2 protein-coding genes are annotated in these 3,923 nt (G+C 43.1%); both read right to left on the reverse strand.

The genetic code is table 11. From position 1 onward, the window contains the following. Positions 1–3,644: TrbL/VirB6 family protein (locus R4I06_RS04410; protein WP_334414369.1), on the reverse strand; the 3,644-nt coding region annotated here is incomplete at its 3' end. A 31-nt stretch (positions 3,645–3,675) separates the two neighbouring features. Then, a partial coding sequence (locus tag R4I06_RS04415) for a hypothetical protein (RefSeq protein WP_334414370.1) occupies positions 3,676–3,923 on the reverse strand: 248 nt, incomplete at its 5' end.

The following is a 3,923-nucleotide window of genomic DNA, read 5'->3' on the forward strand; positions in this document are numbered from 1 at the left end:
GCAGATGCATCTTCTTCCCTGGTTAAGCCTGTGTCTTCGGTTACATGAGCAGCTACAACCCCTTCAGGTGCTACACCCCCACCCATATCTTCGGTCATAACTGCTTCATCAAATGCGCTTGTATGTGTTCTATGGGCTTCCTCCAACACTCTGGCTTGCTCATCAACTAGGTTAGGGTGTGGGGCGCCACTTTCTGTTACTCCTTCGGTATCTGCAGGAACATCAAATCTAAATTCGTTAGTAGTTATATGATCGCTAACCTGCCCACTTTCTACCATGTGTTCCAAGTTTACCGCACCCTCATTGGTTCCTATAAGCAAACTTGTATCTTCCATATCTCGCGCTCGGAGCTCCAATGATTCGGTATCTGAGCCACTACCAGACCGCTCGTCTTGATTCTCTGCACTCTGCCGCAGACGATGCATTGCACCCGTTATCATAAGCCCTGAAAAATCTACTCCATCAGAAGTAACGAACTCTTGCATGTAGGCGGGAAGCTCACCACGATGCTCCAGAGCCATTCTTGTAATGGCGTCCTTAAGCACATCTATGTCGTGATCTATTTTTTGCAATGCCCTACTATCGCTTGCATTTTTGCGCATTACAGTTAATCCGTGTAAGGTATTGACCGCCGTATCAAAATTCTCAGCATGAACATGTATGTTCCCACTTGCATCAAAAAGTTCCTGCATTCTTGATGAAGTGGCTCCTCCCATACCATGATCAAAGTCACCACCAAATACATCCCTTACATTCGCCTGGGCAAATCCCATATTGCCTTCTCTTGGGGTGAAAACATCACCCTCATCCTCTTTTTCACTTGCTACATACGGACTTGGCTTATATTTATCTACACCCTTCGTAAGTGTTCTTAAATTACTTATTAATGCCTCTCTATCATGTTTTATATTATGCATTAATCCACCCGTAGGAGAGCCCACTGCATAAGAGCCCATATATTTCAATGCATCCAGTGGTGAAAATCCTAAATGCGCTCCCATCCAAGCCCTCGCGTAATCAAAATCCGGAGAAATTGAACGCATAGAATACATTTCTGCTTCGTCATGAGGAGAAGTAACTGAACTTGCCACCCCTCTCACTCCACGGATGACAGTTTCCATTGCACCGCCCACAACCGGTACCCTTCCAAGCATTTTTTCAGGAGCTTTTACGACAGCTGAAGCAACGCCTTCAATTCTGGCCCTTGCCATAACTCTCAGACTATCAACCCCATAATCCGCCATCTCTATTGCGCGCCCGAGCACAGGCATTTTTGAGAAAATCCTCGCAAACCCTTCATCGTACATAGATGCTATGGTTGTGGACATCATACCACCACCGGATAGGACCACAGCAACACTCTGTACAAATGCTCTCATCTGCCAGACCAAAAATGCTACAAGTATGAGGCCAAACACTTCGGGCCACATAACTATGTAACCTTGTCTTATGCTCTTTATAATGGAATAGTCGTACTGCTTTTCCAGCTCAGTGTATGGAGTGCTGGGATTGGCATTACCAGCTATAATACTGGAGGTTAAGTTATTGATTAACGCATCCTTGAGTTTTTTATTATCCCACCTTGTCTTTTCATTCCCATACTGGCTATCATTAAGTATATTGGAGAATTTCTGCTTATTATCAGCAGTAACAGATCCACCTTTCTGCAAACTTTCCAGTTCCTTTTCTATGTAGCCCGTTAAACGAGCAATACCTACGCTTCTTTCTGCGGCAACAAGTGAATTGGTAAGTTCAGCAATTCTCCTGAATTGTCCTTTTTCATTCTTCAACGAGACACCACCTGGCGGCGCGGAAGTTGTCGTGTCAGGGTCTAAGAATGGGAGGTCAACATATCGGAAGTCCTCATCTTTGTAATCCGGAGGAACCTTTATTACACTACCGCCACCAGTAAATCTATAGCGCGCAATACCGGGATGTTCCTGATCATCAATACCACCAATTCTGATCACTATGGGATCATATTCTTGCCCCGGGGTCCACTCATAGTATTTTTGATCTATGATCTTTATCCCGAGAACATAGATCTTCGCATGTACCCACTCATTATAACACGCAGTAAATCCAAAAATCCGGTGATAGTAATGCATAATGAGTGGTCCAAACATGGCTATAAGAGTGAACATGAGTATAGCTTGCATGGAAAAACTTATGCACTGCGTTAGCCACCCATCGAATAAACTTTTGAATCTAGAAAAGAGTATGCCTGCAAATAAGATCGGCATCAAAGATATTAAAAACGTTATCCCGACAAATGCAGTAAGGTAAATTATGAACCCGTAGAGACACAATCCGATGTAAAATAAGACAGCAATACCGATGATCAACAGCGCAAAAATAGAGACCTTATCTGCAGTAATGAGTGCTCTTGCCTTAGCTTCCCACACAACCGGCGCAAATATTTTATCTCTTATCATTATGTCCATAAATGAGAACGGACTCTTCGCATCGAAAGTCTGATTTATTGCGTGCCCATTTATTAGAGCTATTATTTCATCTACTCCCTTTGTAAACAGCTTCAAAAGGTGATTGTGGAAAAAGTCCCAGCTATTGGGAGATATGAGCATCACCACCAGTACGATTTTCAAAATCCTAACTATAAGGTCTGCTAAAGATGAGCGCACCACTCCTAGAAGGTATGAAAGAGCAGTAGCTAATATGAATAAAGTGGCAAGTGATAGAACAAAAGTCCTAAACGATTGATTCTCAACTATATTGGTAAATACAATTTTACCTGCTTTATCTAATTCATCGCGTACCAGCTTGCGCACAGTTTCAAATATGTCACTTTTTTCACCTTGGATAACACCCTTTTTAAATTCCAAACCGTAGCCACCAGCGTTATCGTAATAGTAATTATCGAGAATTTTAACATATATCTTCCATCCCCTTTCCGGCTTTATTGTGTTGCAGTTGTTATCAAAGATTTTATTCCCAGAAGAGTAATAATCCTCTGCCGCATGATCGGTACCTTCGTATCCAAGGTGGGTAGTGGGAGATTTAGGATACTCAATTGTGTCGAGCGTCTCATTAGGATTCCCATCTTCCGGCCTCTGGAATAAAAGGTACGCACCATAACCATTTTCCATCCAGCATGGCCGTCCATACTTGCCTTTTCCTTCTTCATCTGAAGGTGGGAGATGATAGCACTCTAAAGCAGGACAACTTCCAGCTTTTCTTGTAGTCTTCTCAAAAGGACCACACACTCTACTAACATCAACTACGGCATCGTAAAATTCATCCGAAAGATCTGTAGGTCTTATAATACCTGTATTCACAGCGACTGGAGAGCTTGTTTTTTCTCCATCTTTTGCCCACGGCACCCAAGCTCCTGTTATTTTTACTACTATTTCTTCTCCATCCGTAATTAATCCTGTGTCCTTCCACCGGGTAATTTGTTTTGTCGACCCAGGAATCGATCCATTCCCTACCTCTCCGTTATCGGCCTTAAACGCATCAACGTTTCCTTCGGAATAGTACGCAGTAACTGCGATGGTAGTATTGCTGTTGAAGTTATCACCAGACACGCACCTAGGAAAAGGAACCTCAGTGCCGCATGAAGTCATTAGTAGACATGCCAACATAGCAAATCTTAAAATGTTGCCATTGGTCAACTTAGTCCCCATAACACTTTACCACCAAGAAATTCCAAAGTGACTATTCATCATCACGTCCATCCACTGAAGCATTATCAGTATCAGTTGAAGTTTTCTTTAACTCATTGCCAAAATCACTATCGCTATGTTTTTCCTCCTCGGATACTCCATGTCCCACGTTACGATCCACTGTTTCTTGGGCCAGACCACTTGGCCCTTCTTCCCCAGTGTATGAATCGTAACTCTCTACCCTTTGCTCAAGAGAAATATCAGATTCGCCTCCAACAGCGCCATCTTCCCCAGTGTATG

The sequence above is a fragment of the Anaplasma bovis genome (assembly GCF_036903315.1).
GTDB lineage: Bacteria > Pseudomonadota > Alphaproteobacteria > Rickettsiales > Anaplasmataceae > Anaplasma > Anaplasma bovis.